This window comes from Bartonella rochalimae ATCC BAA-1498 (assembly GCF_000706645.1).
Classification (GTDB): domain Bacteria; phylum Pseudomonadota; class Alphaproteobacteria; order Rhizobiales; family Rhizobiaceae; genus Bartonella; species Bartonella rochalimae.
Window position 1 is genome coordinate 346,364 of record NZ_KL407338.1, and the last position, 16,926, is coordinate 363,289.

Sequence of the window (16,926 nt, forward strand, 5' to 3'; positions counted from 1 at the left end):
TCATAATCGCAGATTACTAATTATATGGAACAGATTAAGTTTTAAACGAGTTTTCCTGTGGGTATCTTATTAGTTAAGTTTAGCTATTAGCTTGTATCAATATAGTATAAAAAAGAAGAAATTATTTTTTATTCAGGCGGGGTTTGTTGTATTCGTTTTAAATATTGTTTAGTTTCAAAGATTGCTATAAAGAATAGTGAAATGATAAGTGGTATGATCAAATAGAGCATTCTAAATGCTATAAGTGCTGCGATAACATCGGTTGGGTCTGTATTAGGCATGCCTGTTATAAATAAAGCTTCAAGTACTCCCATACCTCCTGCAGGAGCATTGGAAAGAAGAGTTATAGAGAAAGATGCAAGGAATACACCAAGTACAGAGATAAAATTAATATCAGCATTATGTGGTAGTACAGCATATATAATTCCTGCTGCTCCTAAAATCTCTAATGGGCCAATAATAAGTTGTCGAATAACAATTTGAAGACGTGGATAAAAAAGATAAATTTTTTTGCTTATACGTAAAGGTTTTAATTGTAGCCAACTACCGAAAATATAAAGAGCTATACAGGAAAGTAAAATCACACCAATTACCTTCCCTAACCATTGAGGAAGATCATTGTGAATGAGGGTAATAATTTCTGGTTGTAAAATTAAAACAATGCCAGAAAGTAAGATTGTACCAATTACAAAAGTGAATGAACAAAAACCCACTAATATAGCAATTTCTGTTCCACTGAGTCCTTTTATTGTATAAGCGCGATAACGTATAACAGCACCAGAAAAAACTGATGCACCGATATTATGTGAAAGTGCATAAGTAGTGAATGAACATATAGCTATAAATATCCAAGAAATTTTACGACCAAGATGTTGCAAGGCAATTCGATCATAACCAGCGAGAGCTGTATAAGCGACGAATGAGCAAAGACATGCTAAAAGCCAATGATGCGTGCTTAAATTAGAAAGACGTTCTAATACAGCACTAAGCGAAATAGTAGATAATTTTATATAAAGAATGCGAATCGATATCAACATTGCTAAGATGCCAATCAATGGCCATATAAATTTCTGTAGTTTCATACTTCTTTATCCGTTTTTGTTTTTATTTACATTTTTTGTAAAGTTAATTCATTATTAGACGTATCCATTACAGATTGTTGTCCAATTATATACCCAATAAAACTATTAGCGATTTCTTTGTCATTCGTTACTACAATATCCGCTCCTAAATCCATTAAATAAGATGTTTCTGTTTCAGATAGTGCATGAGCAATTATTTGAAGGTTTTTGTTCAGATCGCGTATGTTTGCTATACATTGTCCTGCTTCAATAGTGCTTCGCATTGTAATAACGACCTTACGTGCACCTCTAATATTGGCTGCATTAATAATTTCTTTTTTAATGATATTACCACAAATTGTTTCGATTCCGTTTGCTATTGCTTTATCAGCAAGACGCTTTGATTCTTCAACTACTATAATCGGCTGACCTCTTTCCATTAAAGATAGTGTTATGTATTTTCCAACACAGCTATAACCAATAATCACAATATGATCAGTTCTTGAAGTAATTGGTAGCGCTTCTTCGTCGGAATCTTCAGGATCGATATTAATAATTGTTTGTTTATCTTGCGCGTTAGCAGAAGAATTTTCTAGATATTTTTTAATTTTATCAACAGCAACAAAAACAAGGGGATTGAGGAGGATAGAAAGGATTGCACCTCCAAGAATTAAATCGCGAGCGTTGTTATTTAAAAGTCCAAGGTTTGAACCTAGTCCTGCAAGGATAAAAGAAAATTCTCCGATTTGTGCTAGGCTAGCTGAAATAGTTAAAGCTGTTCCATTAGAATAGCGGAAAGCTTTAACAATAAAAAAAGCAATAGCCGATTTTCCTATGATGATAATCGATAAGGTTGCGAGAAAAGAAAAAAAGTTGGTTAGAATTTTCATAGGGTCGAATAACATCCCTACAGAAACAAAAAAAAGAACTGAGAATGCATCGCGCAGTGGTAAAGATTCTTCTGCAGCACGATGACTTAATTCTGATTCACTCATCATCATACCTGCAAAAAAAGCACCAAGAGAAAGTGAAACACCAAATAAATGAGCGGCTCCAAAAGCTACTCCTAATGCAATAGCAAAAACACTAAGACGAAATAATTCACGCGAGCCAGATTGTGCACTCACTTTTAGTAACCACGGTATAAAACGCCTTCCAATAATGAACATTAGAGCAACAAATACGATGACTTTTAAAATCGTTAGACCAACAATGCCCCAGACATTTAAGTTGAACCATTGAACAAGAGGGCCGATTGGTTCTTTTTTTGTACTACCGAGGATGTTTGCTAGTGCAGGTATAAGAACTAGTATTAGAACCATAGCTAAATCTTCAATGATTAACCAACCAACGGCAATACGTCCTTTTTCTGTTTCAATTAGGCATCGTTCTTGCAGAGCACGCAGCAAGATCACAGTACTTGCTGTTGATAATGCTAAACCAAATACTAAACCATCACTAAATCGCCATCCTATAATCCAACCGAGGCATAAACCAAGAAAAGTAGCAAATACCATTTGTGTAATGGCTGCAGGAATAGCTATGGCTTTAACAGATAAAAGATCTTTTAATGAAAAATGCAGGCCAACACCAAACATTAGCAAAATAACACCGATTTCAGCAAGTTGGTTGATCAAAACAGAATCTACTTTAAAACTACCTATATTAGGTCCCACAATGACACCAGCTAATAGATACCCTACTAATGGAGAGATACGCAAACGATTAGCAATCATTCCGAAAATAAATGCTAAACATAAACCTGCAACAATAGTTGTAATTAATGGCGTATCGTGAGGCATAACTGTAGTGTAGTACTTTCTTTAGAAATAGTTGTCACAATGATTATAATTAAAAAAAGAAATAGAGTAACATATTATATAAATTAATGCGCTATTTTAATTGGTAGTTATATAATTTGAGTTGTTTTTTTATTCTTCTTATAGCACCAATTATTTAATAATAATAAAATGGGAGCTGCAATAAAAATAGAAGAAGATGTTGCAATAATAATGCCAAAGACTATAGGCCATGCAAAATTATTAACAGTATTTCCTCCCCATAGAGCCATAGGTAACATAGCTAATATCGTAGTGGTTGATGTAAAAATACAGCGTACAAAAACCTGATTAATTGAAAGATCAATTATTTCACGCAGTGGTGTTTGTTTATAAAGGCGCATATTTTCACGCATTCGGTCATATACAACAACTTTATCATTAATTGAATAACCAACAATTGTTAAAAGAGCAGCAATGGCTGTTAAATTGAAATCAAATTGAAATAAAACAAAAAAACCAACCATTTTTGTAATATCAAGGATAAGTGTAACTATTGCTCCAATAGCAAAAAACCATTCAAAGCGCCACCAGATATAGAGAGACATAGCGACTGTTGCTAGAATAACAGCAATAATACCAGCTGTAGCAAGCTCTCCTGAAATTTTAGGACCAACAACTTCCGTTTGATCGAATGTTGTATCTGGGTAAATACTTTGCACAGTTTTTTTGACTTTATCAATAGCGATAGTGTGTTGAATTTCTCCACCACTTTGTTGCTGTATACGAATCAGTATCGTATTTTCGTTATCAATATTTTGTAGTGTAACTTCACCAATATTAAGAGCAGAAAGATTTGAACGCAAAATTGCTAAATTTGCGGGTGTTTTTGTTGTAATGGTCATTTGACTGCCACCAACAAAATCAATTCCAAAGTTTAAACCAGGTTTAAAAAACAAAAAAATTGAAGATAGAGATAAAATAATTGAAATACCAATACCAATGAAACGAGCGTTCATGAAACGAAAAGTAGTATTTTTAGGGATAAAATTGAAAACAGATTGAAACTGCAGTTTTTTTATTTTCCATTTATTTACTACCCAAATCATCATAATTCTTACTATGGTGATTTCAGTAAACATCGATATAATGATGCCAAGCAACATTGTTACAGCAAAACCACGAACTGGGCCGGTACCAAACCAAAATAGTAAAACAGTTGCAATAACAGCTGTCACATTGGCATCAAGGATAGTTGCAAAAGCTTGTTTAAAACCACGATCTAAAGCAGCAAAGGCACTTATACCTTTTTGACTTTCTTCGCGAATACGTTCATTAATTAAAATATTGGCATCAACAGCAATACCAATACCTAAAATAATACCAGCAATGCCAGGTAAGGTTAGTGTTGCACCAAGGAGGCTTAGAGCTGAAAATATCAAAATAGTATGCAGTGCTATCGCTATATCAGCAATAATACCCCAGATGCCGTATAAAAGAAAAATAAAGACTGTAACGAGAATAAAACCTATGATGCCTGTATACAGGCCCATTTTAATAGAATCAGCACCAAGATTTGGGCCTACCGTTCTTTCTTCAATAACGGTTAATGGCGCGGGCAAAGCACCAGCTCGTAGTAGCGCAGCAAGAGTTGAGGCTTCTTTAGAATCAAAATTTCCTGTAATTTGTCCTTGTCCATTAGGAATGACACTATTAATGACGGGAGCAGTTAAGACTTTATTATCCAGAACAATTGCAAAAGGACGGTTAATATGTTGGCGTGTTATGTCTGCAAATATTTTTGAACCGATAGAATTCATAGTGAATGAGATGATAGAGCGTCCTGGTATTTGCGGATCAAATCCTGCTCGCGCATCTTTAAGAACATTTCCATCCAAAGCAATTTGGTCATAAATTGCATATTTTTGATTTACATCTGTATAACCAGAAAGAATTGAAACACCTACAGGTGGGTTATTGATATCAATATTAGAAGGTACAAGATGAAAAGTCATTTTAGCAGTAGTTCCTAGAAGATCACGTAATTGTTTTGGATCTTGTAGGCCAGGCAATTGTACCATAATACGATTGGTTCCTACCTTTTGGATGGCAGGTTCAGTAACACCTACTTGGTCAATACGGCGGCGAATAATTTCTAAACTTTGCTCGATAGCTTTGCTAACACGATCATTTATGCCAGATTCAGTTAATGTCACACGAATAGTTTCATTTTGATTGTTGATTGCAATATCACTAGCTGTGGTACCAAAGCTATTGTGTATAGGCATAATTAATGTTTCTAAGGTAGTAATGGCTTTTTTATTTTGCGTGGTATCAGAAAGAACAACGACAATATTATCTTCAATGATACGGACACTCGATGTTTGAATTTTTGCTTCACGCAGTTTTTTACGTACATTACTTAAAACTGTGTGTAACTGATCGCGTTTTAATGTTTTGGTATCTACTTCGAGTAAGAGGGAAGATCCTCCCTGAAGGTCAAGTCCAAGTGTTACATGGGTATTCGGTAGGAATTTTGAATTTTTGATTTGTTCTTGCGAAAATAAGTTAGGCAAGGCAACGTAGATGCTGCTTAAAAGAATAAAACAATAAAGAGTAGCCAGCCAGGCAGGTGTACGCATGATATATTCCAATTAGTAGATACGTTAAAATAATTAAAATGAGATAAGAAGAATACAATAGAATTATTTTTATAGATCAAGGAGAGAAAGGTGCATGTTGATTTAAAATTTTGTGTTTGAAGGTTTTAAAATTGTATAGGAAAATTATGGCAGGAATTGAAAACACATTCAATACTAATATCTTCAAAAAAGTACAGCTGTTAAGTTATGGTATCTATAGGGTATTACAATTTTTTATTTACGACTTTTGTAATGGAATTAATTATATCTGTTTCTTTGAGAAAAGAGCACTATTTAAAATTTTATAATCAGTGTGTTGTTTAGATAGAGATAGGTTTTTGAACTAAACGTTATCCAAAATGCTAGAATTGGATAAAAAAAACAAATTATAAAGGAAAAGAATTTCTTTTTTGCAATATGAATGCAAAAAAAAACACAGTTAAGTGTTTTTTTTTTCTATTGTTGATTTTAACTTAATTTATCTACTTTTTTATCAGTATTATTGGATGAGAAAAGGTTTTATAAGCTTGTTTGATAAAAAACTGAAGTGTTTGTTGAATATCATAATTTTAAGGGAGTACTTAATAAATGCTTATTCTGAGGATGAATATGTATTCATTTTTAAATGGAACCTTCCTTTTTTTCTTAATTTTTCTGACCAATGTTTTCTCTAGTTTTTGTGCATGGGGAGCTTTAACATCGCCAACTGCGATAGTTGTACAGTCAATAGAGTTACAATCAGTGGATAGAATTATTCAACAACAAGAAACGGTTATTGATACTCTTGTACAGGATATTAAAATTTTACAAACAAATTTAGAAAGCAAACCAGAAAATGAACATTTTTTGACAAAATGGAGATTACAAGCACGAGATATCAGTAAACGAGCTTTGGCAGGAGCGTTTGTTTTGCGGACTTCTCTTAATGAAATTAATGAGATTATGAACCAGTTGAACGCACTAGATGATAATCGAAAAAATTTCGGAAGCGAAAGAAAAAAATACTCAGATATCCTACAACAAAAAAATAGAATTAATAATGCACTTCATAAATTGGAGGCAATATTTTTAGCTGCAAATGAGATAGTAAAAGTTACAATTTCTCAGTCTCGAGAGCTTTTTGGATATATGTTTAAACAAGTTAAATTTTCAACGTCAATGGTTCAAGAGGTTGTTGAAAAAACAAAAGAGGCCTTTTCAAACGTTACTTTATTTTTTGATTCTTGGTGGAAATTTGCATTTTATTTTAAACCTCTACAATTATTTTGTGCTTTTTTTATTCCATTTATTGTTACCTTAGGTCTTTCATATTTTTCTAGTAAATTTATTGGGTATGTAAAGTATGATGTTTTCAAAGAAAATGATGAGGTATCTTATCTACAACGTTTATTGGTTGTTTTGATTTCAATTTTACTGCCTTCTTTTGTATGTGCTATTTATGTTTATCTGACATTATTTTTATTTCGCAGTTTTGGTTTAAATTTAGGGACACTTACAGACGTATTTCATACGATTGGGCATCAAATTATATTGGTCTTTTTGTTGAATCGTGTAGCAGTTATCCTTTTATCACCGTATAGACCGCATATACGTCTTTTAAATGTTACACCATTGGCAGCATATCAATTGATAGTTTGTATAACTCTTTTAGGTGTGGTGTTTGCATTAGATACAGTTCTGGATAGTATCTATCGAATGATATCAGCATCTTTTTCTTTGATTATTGCGAAAAGTTTTATTGCTGTTTTCCTTATAGGAGTCTTGTTGTTTATTATCTCGTTTATACCTTTGCAATTTAGACGCCAAAGTACAAGAGAGGAAACTCCATCTTGGCTGTTGTGTATACGTATTCTACCGATGACACTTGGATTATTGTTAATTGTAATGAATTTCTTAGGTTATATTGGTTTTGCTCGTTTTATTATGCAACAGATTGTGATCTGTAGTACATTTTTAGTGTTGATGTATTTGGGGATGCGAAGCGCTTATGCCATGGGAAACGAAGGAGAGCTTATCAGAACGAATGTTGGCCGTGCTTTGATGAAAAGGTTTCATTTAGAAGAAAAAACAATGAATCGATTGGGGATTGTTAGCAGTATTTTTTTCAATTTGGTTGTTATTGTATTTTGTGCAATGCCAATTTTTATGCAGTTTGGTTTTTCGTATTCCGATATAAAAACAATATTGTGGCAATTAATGACTAATATTCAAATTGGGAATATATCTATTTCTTTGATTTCTATTATCATAGGAATAATTTTCTTTTTTGTTTGTTTGTTTGTTAGCCGCTTATTTATTAGTTGGTTAGATAGTACAATAATGGTGCGTGGAGAGTTCGATTCTGGTGTACGTAATTCTATCAAAACGGTCATAAATTATGTTGGTATTGCTTTATCAGCCTTAGTAGGATTATCAATTGCAGGATTAAATGTTAGAAATTTTGCGCTTATTGCTGGTGGGCTTTCACTTGGTATTGGTTTTGGTTTGCAGAACATTGTCCAGAATTTTGTGTCTGGTCTTATTATTTTAATTGGGCGGCCATTTAAATTGGGGGACTATATAGAAGTTGGATCAGTACATGGTATTGTAAAACGTATTAGTGTACGCGCGACAGAACTTGAAACATTTCAGCGACAAACAATTATTGTTCCCAATTCAAGCCTTATTAATAATAATGTGAGTAATTGGACCCGTCCTAGTAAAATGGGGAGGATTGATATACCTCTCACTGTTGCGATTAACGTTGATCCAGAACGTGTTGTTGAAATGTTATTAGAGGTTGCTTCAACAATAGAAGGAATTTTAAAAAATCCTGCACCACAGGTAAGTTTTACAGCATTTGATAGTAAGAATTTTTCATTTACTTTAGCTGTTTATGTGTCCAATATTACTTCTACATCTAAGGTGACTAATGCACTTCGTTTTGTACTTTATAAACGTTTTGTGAAAGAAGGAATTTTGGAATGCTAAAATATGGCTTTATTTTTATTGTGATGATCCCTCAACGGTGAAAAATACTGTCTCAGAGATGTAATAGTTTTTCTGAAGGGAATGTATTTTTCAAGTATTTGGTTAGATCCTGGTTAAGCCATTAAAATGTTTAGAGAGAGCTACTTTATTATCGTTTTCAGGTAAGAATTTTGTTGTAAAAGCAGAAGGTCTTATGGAAGATCAGTGAAGATAAAGAATTGTTCAAATAAGGTAGTTTAAAATTTGAATATAAAAAAGGTTAATTGTTTTTTTCAAGTATTTTGTACAAGAATTGTACACTTTATTTTCATTAAAGAAATTTTCTATATTTTATGTTTATAAATAAAAATTATTTATTTTAAATAAGCTGTTTAAATAAAGAACCAAATTTTTATTGTTATTAGAATAGAAATTTATACTAAATAGATATTAGTATCTTTTAGGAATATTATTATTTGCTATAAAATAATCTTTGAAGTTTATTTCTAGATCAAAATATGCTTTTTTTATAACTTTAAGGTCTTGTTATTTGCAATAGGAAAATTTAAATTTATTCAGCTGCCATTTTATCATAAGTGATAGTATGATTATCTGTGAGATATAAAGTGCTCAATGCGTGTTGCTTGTTGTTCATCAAAGTTTTGAAGTTCAATTTAAATATGTCTATGGGAAAGTATTATTATGCATGTTTATTACGATAGTGATGCAGACGTTAATTTAATTAAAGAAAAGAAAGTGGCTATTATTGGTTACGGTTCTCAAGGACGTGCGCATGCATTAAATCTTAAAGATTCTGGTGTTAAAGATATAAAAATTGCTTTGCGATTAGAGTCAGCAACAGTCAAAAAAGCTGAAACAGATGGTTTTGAGGTTGTGAATGTTGTTGATGCAACAAAATGGGCAGACTTCATTATGATGGCAGTGCCTGATGAATTACAAGCCGATCTTTATAAAGATTCTATTCGTGATTATTTGCGTGATGGAGCAGTAATTGCTTTTGCTCATGGTTTGAGTATTCATTTTGGTTTAATTGAGGTCAAAAAAACAGTTGATGTCGTGATGATTGCACCCAAAGGGCCAGGATACAAAGTACGTAGTGCATATCAACGTTGTGGTGGTGTGCCTTGTTTAATCGCAGTTGAACAGGATAATTCAGGGCATGCGCATGATATAGCATTGTCTTATGCTTGTAATATTGGTGGTGGACGTGCTGGTGTGATTGAAACAACATTTAGAGAAGAATGTGAAGCAGACTTATTCGGAGAACAAGTCGTGCTTTGTGGTGGGCTTGTCGAGCTTATTCGTGCAGGCTTTGAAACACTTACAGAAGCAGGTTATGCGCCAGAAATAGCCTATTTTGAGTGTTTACATGAAGTTAAATTAATTGTGGATCTTCTTTATGAAGGTGGTATCGCAAACATGAATCGTTCAATTTCTAATACAGCTGAGTGGGGTGAGTATGTATCTGGTCCCCGTTTAATTACTAATGAAACTAAGGCTGAAATGAAACGTATTTTGAAAGATATTCAGACAGGTAAATTTGCATCAGATTGGATACAAGAATGTAAAGCGGGTTCTGCACGTTTTAAAAGTATGCGGCGTTTAAATGATATCCATCCTATTGAGGAAATTGGTAAAAAAATTCGTGCTATGATACCGTCGATTAAAGAGTGCAACTAAATTTATATTGAACTAATAAAAACTGATGAACTATCTCTAAAAGAGTAATCTTTGATATATTTTTATATGAAAATTTATTCTTTATTTTTTCTGAAAATAAAGTACATGCTTTCTAAGAAAATAAACCACAGTGGAGTGTACTTTAGAGCTATTAAAGTATCAGATTCTAATGTTAGTAAAAAAAGAATAAATATAAAAAAAGCTAAGACAAACCAACACATTAAAGTCCCTCCTGGCATTTTATACGTAGAAGTAATGTGTTGCATAGGATAATCGCGACGATAAATAATATAGCTGATTAAAATTATAGACCATACAAATATAAATAAAATAGCTGCAATGGTAGTAATAATTGTAAAAGCACTTATAGTCGTTGGAGATAATGACAAAAGTATATAGCTTAACAAAACACATAAACAAGAGAAGAATAATGCATTGGCCGGAACATAATTTTTAGAAAGTTTTCCTAAAAAACTAGGTGCTCCTCGTTTAGTCGCAAGACCATATATCATCCTGCTTGTAGAAAAAATGCCGCTATTTGCTGAAGATGCTGCTGACATGAGAACAATGAAATTAACTAATCCAGCAGCAGTTGGAATACCAGCTAGCAAAAACATTTCTACAAATGGGCTTTTATCTGAAGCAACTTGATTCCAAGGGGTAACGGACATAATTACAATGAGAGAGAAGATATAAAAGAGTATAATACGAATAGGGATTGAATTGATCGCTTTTGGTAAAATTTTTCCTGGTTCTTTGACTTCAGCTGCAATTGTTCCAGCAAGTTCAATACCAACGAAGGAAAAAATACTAATTTGAAATCCAGCAAAGAATCCCCCAAGACCTCGAGGAAAAATATCTCCATCATTCCATACATTACGGAGAGAAGAAAGAGTACCATGTGGGGAGGTAAAGCCAATAAAAATCATATAAAATCCAATAATAATTAATGCTAAAATTGCTAAAATTTTGATCAGGCCAAACCAAAATTCAAGTTCACCAAATAATTTTACTGCGACAAGATTAAATATTAAAAAGAAAACAATACAGATGAGCACAGGAATCCATGGATTGAGCTCAGACCACCAAAATTGTGCATAACTGGCTATCGCAATAATATCTGCTGTTCCAGTTACTATCCAACATAACCAATAAGTCCAGCCGATAAAAAATCCAACCTTTGGTCCCAAAAAATGAGCTGAAAAATCAATAAAAGACCGATATTGTGTATTTGAAAGCAGTAATTCTCCCATAGCACGCATTACAAAATAAAGTATGCAACCAATAATAGCATAAACTAATATGATTGAAGGGCCAGCAATACTAATTGTCTTCCCAGATCCCATAAATAGACCAGTTCCAATAGCACCACCAATGGCAATGAGTTGTACATGACGATTGTCTAATCCACGTTGTAATTTCCTTTGATGATTTTCAGCTAAATTTTGTTTATAGTCCATTTTTATGAAGACCTCCTTATTATTAAGGCTAAATTACGCTAATCAAAAAGGCAATTACTCGTATAAAGGCATGATATGAGTGAATCGCAAAAAAGAAAACATTTTTAATGATTTTAGATAATGTATCGATTGAGAAAATTAAGCGAGTTGATAAAGATTTGATTGCTGTGTTGAGACGAGTAACAATAGAAACTCTTAGATATAATGCTTTAACTACTCTTTGGAAATTGATATTATTTTTTTACTGGGGTAATGCATAAACGTTATTCTCGCTTATATAGGAAAAACTATTTTCATGCTTATCAATGTATTTTAATATCTGTTGGGTTGTAGGCGCTTTTGATTATTTTAATCATTTTTCTAAACCATTGATTACACATATTTTCGTTATATCTATTTTACTCAAAATTCATAATAGTATTAATATTATATGTTTATATTAGTACCATCATTTTACCTTTATATACTCAAAATTTTAAAGAAATCAATAAAATACTTTTTGTTTTTTATTGTTGATCCTCTAGAAAAAGATCAGGATTCTTAAGTAAAATAGCAGATTTTGTAAATGAAGCAGTTGAAGGTTAAGAGTCATATATTAGTTGTAATTTTCTTTTTTATAAATTGAAGTAACCAAGGCTAATTGTAGTACCGATTTCGCTTACTACGTTTGTTGGGATAGGGATGTTACATGCTATGATAGACTAAGAGATGTAACTTATATATATCGAGAAAGTTTTTCTAGATCGGCTTTTAGCTATTAAAGCTGAGTAAATCCAAGATAGTTTTAAAGTGGATAATATAGTTGTGGGAAGAAAATAATATTAATTTTTATTAGTGATGATGCAAAAAGGCTAAATTATGCTCTATTAGTATTACATCAAGAAAAAGCTATACTGAGGAGAAAGAGTTTGCGTTTATCAAATATTGTAATAAGTCTTGAAACTAAGGGCAATAATTAATATGCAGGGATAGATAATTAGAGAAATTTTTCTCAGTTGAAAGTTAGAGTTGTTATCCCACAAATTCCGAGTCTGTCTTCTTTTACTTAAGCTTTCTTTCTATATAAATTTAATGAATACGAGCAATCAAAACAGCTTTTTGATTAGCATGGATCATTAGGGATAGCTTCTGCTTGTTTGCAACATAAGTGGGCTTTATACGAGTACATTTATAGCTTATAATCTATTTCAAGATGATATTTTGTGCAAGCCTCAGTAAAAATAGCACCATTACGAGGTAAATCACATAAATGTTTTTTTGAATAGGGGGATAAATTTTAGTAACAAGTTATCTTTTTATTGAATCTTAATTTCCGATACTTAACAATGTCTCATGTTTAGATAAGCTCGTAGTATTGATTATTTTTAGGGAGACGTGATTAATAATAGTGCGTGATTGGTAGTTGTTTAGCAAAATTATGATCATTCCTGAAAAAGACCCTGTTATTTCATTTGATAGTAAATTTCATTTGCGGATAATTATAGAGGCAAAGAAGATCTGCATTTTTCAACTCGATATATTCAGTTTGGCTACAGAATTTTCTTTAAGGATTGATACCTAATTGTTTGATATAATGGTAATTTTTATGATCGTTTATTTAGCATAAGCTTTTTAAAGTAAAATTTTCTGGACTAGTTTTTCATTTGAAATACACTAATATAGCTCTAATTCATTTATCAGGAAGTTATCCGAGAAAACTAAAAAAGAACAAAAAGGGTTAAAATATAATAGAAGTTGCAGTAGTTATAATATTTTTTTAGCTAGTTGTTATTATTCTTTATATTCAGAAATTATTCATTACAAGGATAATGAAGGTTTTGTTAAAGTTCTTTCATATAAAAACAGACTGATTTATTATTATATTAATAGTCTACGATACATGTACCCATTAGGGTAGGTAAATATGTATTTTTATTTAGACAAGAAAAAATTATAATTTTAGTACTTTATTGAAAATTAATGAAAATCCGAGTGTAATTAGAACTGTTAATTTTTATAGGATATTCTTTGTTTGCAGCCTGTAACATTTCTAATTTTAAATCTTCTCTTATCATTGTATCTATATTAGTACGTATATCAGACGAAAGAGTATGAGCTGTAATATCTTCAGGTACGATTGATGTCGTTATTTTATAAACAATACGATTTGTCGCATTTACACCTTTTACTACGCCGTAATGATCTTTGGTACCATAAAAAAGTGCTTTAACTCCTTCAACGCCGAAGATTTGTGATGGATCTTGGCGCCGGAGAGCTGGAGTTGTTTGTTTTATGATACCAAGCTCAGTTGCAAGAGCATCAAGACTTTTTCCTTTAGCGAGTTTTTTGAGGATATCTTGGGCTTTTTCATCAAGAAGACGTTGGATTTCTTCTTCTTTCCATTGGACAATGGCATTTTGTTTTACTTCTGAAAGTGTTCTATCACGGGCAGGGATAATCGTATCAACTTGATACCAGAGATATCCTCCTTCTGGAAGAGAAAGAGGATCCACATCAATACCTTCATGTGATTGATAAATAGCATTTAATAAAACCTCTTTTTGAGGTAGGTCTGTGAGTATGATTCCTTCAGTTGTTTTTCCCGTTTTATCAATAGTAATTTTGCGGTGAGGCAATTTATATTGTTTTGCTAACTCTGTAAGAGAAGCACCTTTAAAACGAGCATTTTCAATTTCTGTATACTTATTGCGCAGATGAGTTACAGCATAGTTTTGGGCAAGCGTTTGACGAATATCGTTTTCTACCTTTTGAAGGGGAATTTGAGTTGAGGGTGTAATATGTACAACGCGAATAATGACAGGACCTTGCAGATCATTAATGACAGCACTAATTTCTCCTTTTTTGAGTTCAAAAATCTCAGATGCTAAATGATTAGGAAGCTCATTTTCTGCTAGAGGCCCCCTCGTTATATCACTGAGGTTTTTTTTCTCTTCTTTAACTAAAGCATCAAAACTTAAGCCCTCTGCTATTTTTTTTGCTGCATTATCAGCGGCTTCACGTGTAGAAAAACGAAGTTCTTCAATTATACGTTTTTCAGGAGTAATAAAACGCGAGGTATTTTGAGTATAATAAGTCTGTATTTCATTTACTGATATGTTTTGTGGTTTTAAAAATTCTTCTGATGTTATAGAGAATAAAGAGACAGTACGATATTCTGGAGCACGAAATTTATTCTTGTGAGTATCAAACCATTTTTCTAATATCTCTGGATTAGGATCAGCAATTTTTTTCTCTTTTTTTAGGTCTATAACAAGATAATCAGCGATACGTTTTTCTTCGTGATAAGTAGCAAGTGCTTTATAAAAAATATCGGGCGCTCTCATACCAGCTAATGAAGCTGAAATAAGCTGATTACGTTTTTCTTTTTTTGTATAGTATTTTAAGAAATTATTTTCGTTAGTCTGTAATTGTTGAAGATAGTTGAGAAATAAATCGCGATTAAAAACTCTATTATACTGAAAAATATCGTCATTACCAATGATACGGGCTATCATATCTTTTGAAAGATTAATTTTCATTTTACGCGCTTGTTCATCAAAAAGCACATCCTGTTGCAACTGATTGAGAACAAAAAAGGGAATTTTATATCTCTGTATTTCATCTGGTGTAAACATTCGTCTAAGATTAGAAGTAAGGGCTAAACGTAAACTTTGGTCAGCAAGTGCGAGATGATAAGTATCAACAGTTATTGTGGATTTTCCGGAAGTAAGAAGCTCATTTTTATTCGTTGTATGTAATTGTGGTACACCCCATAGAAGGATAAAGCACAAAAGCAAAGTGCTAAGAAAAATCTTAGCAACCCAAGAATTTACAGAGTTTCTCATGGTTTTAAGCATTATTCAATTAATCCTATAATTGGGTATATTGATTATCAGCAATGATAGAATTTGCAATAAAGATGAAGAAGATGCAAGCTTAAAGACTTGCTTTCGTTGTATAATTTGATACTTAAAGCAAAAAAAATATTAAGATAGCCTTTGAGGTGAAAATATGGCTTCGGATCTTCGACCTTTGGTTGCTGGAAATTGGAAAATGAATGGAACAGGCGAATCTCTTGGAGAGCTGCGCGCTATTGCTGCTGGTGTTAGCTCTGATTTGGGTCGTTTGTTTGAAGCACTTATTTGTATTCCAGCCACACTTTTGTCACGTGCTTCTGAAATATTACATGATGAAAAGCTTCTTTTAGGAGGGCAAAACTGCCATTTTAACAGCAGTGGCCCTTATACCGGAGATGTTTCGGCATTTATGCTTAAAGAGGCCGGAGCGAGTTATGTTATTATTGGACATTCAGAACGTCGTATAGCCTATCATGAAAATGATGCTATTGTTTGTGCTAAAGTAAAAGCTGCATGGCGAGAAGATCTTGTTCCTCTTGTTTGTATTGGTGAGACGTTGGAGGAGCGTGAAGGTGGTAAGGTATTTGATGTCCTCATACAGCAACTTGAGGATTCTTTGCCAGATGATTCAACAGGAGAGAATATAGTTATTGCTTATGAGCCGGTATGGGCTATAGGCACAGGAAAAGTTCCTGCTTTGACAGATGTTGAGAAGATCCACAGTTTTATTCGTGAGAAGATTAGTTTTCGCTTTGGTGATGAGGGGTGTAAAATACGCCTGCTTTATGGTGGATCAGTAACGCCATCTAATGCATTTGAGCTTTTGAGTATTCCCCACGTTAATGGTGCTTTGATCGGTGGAGCAAGCCTAAAAGCAGTTGATTTTTTAAATATTTGCGATGTTTATCGTAGATTATAAGGAGAAAATCATAATTACCCCTTGGATTATACTTAATTTGTGTGTAGGTAGTTGTGAGTAATTATTAAAGAGCAGAATTTATGCAAACAGTACTCATTGTTATTCATTTTTTGGTTGTTATTGCTTTGATTGGTGTTGTGTTACTTCAGCCTTCAGAAGGCGGTGGGCTTGGAGGTGGTGGCTCAAGCTTTATGAGTACGCGTGGTGCCAAAAGTGCATTGACGCGCTTGACAACTATTTTAGCGGCTTGTTTTTTCATGACATCAATTGGACTTATTGTGATTGGAAACTTATCAAATTCTAGTTCTGATATTCTCAATCGTATTCCAGTTAATTCAGGACAAAATTCAACAAAAGAGAATGAATCAGGGAGTGCGCCATCAGTTGAGGGTGAAGCTCAGCCTTCTATTATTGATCAATTGGGCAGTGGTCCTGCATCTTCTCAACAACAAAATGGCTTAGCTATACCTGAAAATGAAGATCCACTTCCTCCACCAGTAGGTAATCCGATTTCTAAATAATAAGCCTAAATAGTTTTATGTAGAGTTGGTATAGATCATTATGGAATATGGTTTTTCTA

Annotated in this window: 9 protein-coding genes; 4 read left to right on the forward strand and 5 right to left on the reverse strand. The window is 32.8% G+C overall.

The features are described 5' to 3' along the window. Nucleotides 1-128: 128 nt before the first annotated feature. The 3 genes from O99_RS06245 to secD form a co-directional block, all read right to left on the reverse strand. Complete coding sequence (locus tag O99_RS06245; RefSeq protein ID WP_035007298.1) at nucleotides 129-1,082, reverse strand: lysylphosphatidylglycerol synthase transmembrane domain-containing protein; 954 nt, start codon at nucleotides 1,080-1,082, stop codon at nucleotides 129-131. A gap of 26 nt (nucleotides 1,083-1,108) precedes the next feature. After that, entirely contained in the window at nucleotides 1,109-2,863 is a 1,755-nt protein-coding gene (gene ybaL / locus O99_RS06250) for a YbaL family putative K(+) efflux transporter (protein ID WP_035007300.1), read from the reverse strand. A gap of 107 nt (nucleotides 2,864-2,970) precedes the next feature. Further along, a complete protein-coding gene (secD, locus tag O99_RS06255; protein WP_035007302.1) occupies nucleotides 2,971-5,481 on the reverse strand; it encodes a protein translocase subunit SecD in 2,511 nt (836 codons plus the stop codon). A gap of 609 nt (nucleotides 5,482-6,090) precedes the next feature. Between secD and O99_RS06260 the strand changes: the two genes are divergently transcribed. Beyond that, nucleotides 6,091-8,451, forward strand: a complete 2,361-nt coding sequence (locus O99_RS06260; protein WP_035007304.1) for a mechanosensitive ion channel family protein — start codon at nucleotides 6,091-6,093, stop codon at nucleotides 8,449-8,451. 681 nt (nucleotides 8,452-9,132) lie between these two features. Continuing rightward, nucleotides 9,133-10,131 carry a ketol-acid reductoisomerase gene (gene ilvC / locus O99_RS06265; RefSeq protein WP_035007306.1) on the forward strand — a complete coding sequence of 333 codons (999 nt, stop codon included), beginning with the start codon at nucleotides 9,133-9,135 and terminating at the stop codon, nucleotides 10,129-10,131. Nucleotides 10,132-10,205: 74 nt separating this feature from the next. On the opposite strand, the gene O99_RS06270 is transcribed toward ilvC, so the two are convergent. Together O99_RS06270 and O99_RS06275 are read right to left on the reverse strand one after the other, a co-directional pair. Next, nucleotides 10,206-11,591 (reverse strand): amino acid permease, encoded by a 1,386-nt coding sequence (locus tag O99_RS06270; RefSeq protein ID WP_035007308.1) that lies wholly within the window; start codon nucleotides 11,589-11,591, stop codon nucleotides 10,206-10,208. Nucleotides 11,592-13,537: 1,946 nt separating this feature from the next. Further along, nucleotides 13,538-15,427, reverse strand: coding sequence for a peptidylprolyl isomerase (locus O99_RS06275; RefSeq protein ID WP_035007309.1), 1,890 nt, complete (start codon nucleotides 15,425-15,427; stop codon nucleotides 13,538-13,540). Nucleotides 15,428-15,581: 154 nt separating this feature from the next. Between O99_RS06275 and tpiA the strand changes: the two genes are divergently transcribed. Together tpiA and secG are read left to right on the forward strand one after the other, a co-directional pair. Further along, nucleotides 15,582-16,346: a triose-phosphate isomerase gene (gene tpiA, locus O99_RS06280; RefSeq protein WP_035007315.1), complete on the forward strand. Its 765-nt coding sequence runs from the start codon at nucleotides 15,582-15,584 to the stop codon at nucleotides 16,344-16,346. A gap of 80 nt (nucleotides 16,347-16,426) precedes the next feature. After that, nucleotides 16,427-16,867, forward strand: a complete 441-nt coding sequence (gene secG / locus O99_RS06285; RefSeq protein WP_035007318.1) for a preprotein translocase subunit SecG — start codon at nucleotides 16,427-16,429, stop codon at nucleotides 16,865-16,867. Nucleotides 16,868-16,926: the final 59 nt, after the last annotated feature.

Coding starts and splice junctions, on each gene's coding strand:
- secG (WP_035007318.1), top strand. CDS start 16,427: ATGCAAACAGTACTCATTGTTATTCATTTTTTGGTTGTTATTGCTTTG.
- secD (WP_035007302.1), bottom strand. CDS start 5,481: ATGCGTACACCTGCCTGGCTGGCTACTCTTTATTGTTTTATTCTTTTA.
- ilvC (WP_035007306.1), top strand. CDS start 9,133: ATGCATGTTTATTACGATAGTGATGCAGACGTTAATTTAATTAAAGAA.
- O99_RS06275 (WP_035007309.1), bottom strand. CDS start 15,427: ATGCTTAAAACCATGAGAAACTCTGTAAATTCTTGGGTTGCTAAGATT.
- O99_RS06245 (WP_035007298.1), bottom strand. CDS start 1,082: ATGAAACTACAGAAATTTATATGGCCATTGATTGGCATCTTAGCAATG.
- O99_RS06260 (WP_035007304.1), top strand. CDS start 6,091: ATGTATTCATTTTTAAATGGAACCTTCCTTTTTTTCTTAATTTTTCTG.
- O99_RS06270 (WP_035007308.1), bottom strand. CDS start 11,591: ATGGACTATAAACAAAATTTAGCTGAAAATCATCAAAGGAAATTACAA.
- ybaL (WP_035007300.1), bottom strand. CDS start 2,863: ATGCCTCACGATACGCCATTAATTACAACTATTGTTGCAGGTTTATGT.
- tpiA (WP_035007315.1), top strand. CDS start 15,582: ATGGCTTCGGATCTTCGACCTTTGGTTGCTGGAAATTGGAAAATGAAT.